General features: G+C 48.2%; 2 protein-coding genes. Both read left to right on the top strand.

What is annotated here, in order from left to right:
* The coding region (locus tag ACWHAR_RS25485; protein ID WP_452088235.1) for a sulfite exporter TauE/SafE family protein at nt 1-248 on the top strand (248 nt) is incomplete at its 5' end.
* Nucleotides 249-267: 19 nt separating this feature from the next.
* Nucleotides 268-822: metallophosphoesterase (locus tag ACWHAR_RS25480; RefSeq protein WP_452088234.1), on the top strand; the 555-nt coding region annotated here is incomplete at its 3' end.

Genomic DNA, 822 nt, shown 5'->3' with positions numbered 1-822 from the left:
CAAGGGTCGCCGTTGCGACATCGATGTTTATCATTTTCCTTTCATCTGTCGCGGGCTCTGCCGGCCATGTCATCTCGGGACATGTCAACTGGCTTTATGCGCTTGCATTGATCCCGGGCGCCTGGTTTGGCGGACAGCTCGGCGCCTACATTAACAAAAAGATGCAGACAAAGACGATCGTATTGATCATGCGGTTCGTATTGATTCTCATCGGAATCAGATTAATCTATCAAGGCGTGTTTAGTTAAACGTTAGGGAGAGATTTGCATGACGGAAAAGCTCCATATCTACCATACGAACGATTTGCACAGCCATTTTGAAAACTGGCCGAAAATCGTCGATTACATTCAGACACAAAGACAGAAACATGAAGAGCAGGGGGAAGAAGTGCTTTTGTTCGACCTCGGCGATCATGTCGACAGATTCCATCCGATATCTGAGGCTACCTTCGGAAAAGCGAATGTGGAGCTGTTGAACCGTCTGCAGTATGATGCTGCAACGATCGGGAACAATGAAGGAATTACACTGCCGCATCAGGAGTTGGATACACTTTATGACAACGCTCAGTTTCCTGTCGTTGTCTCCAATTTGTTTGACGGAGAAGGGAAGAGGCCCGGCTGGGCAGCGCCGTATTTGCTCAAAAAGGTGAAGAGCGGCGCAACTCTTGCCATTCTCGGTGTGACAGTCCCGTACTATCCGATCTATCGCCAGCTTGGCTGGACGGTTACAGACGCATTTGAAAGCATCGGAGAGATGCTAAGTGAAATCAAAGAAAAAGCCGATACTGTCATCCTTCTTTCACACCTTGGCATTTTGGACGAT

This window comes from Bacillus sp. LR--39 (assembly GCF_053613335.1).
The sequence above is the reverse complement of the archived record's forward strand: the minus strand, read 5'-3'. Positions and strand labels throughout refer to the sequence as shown.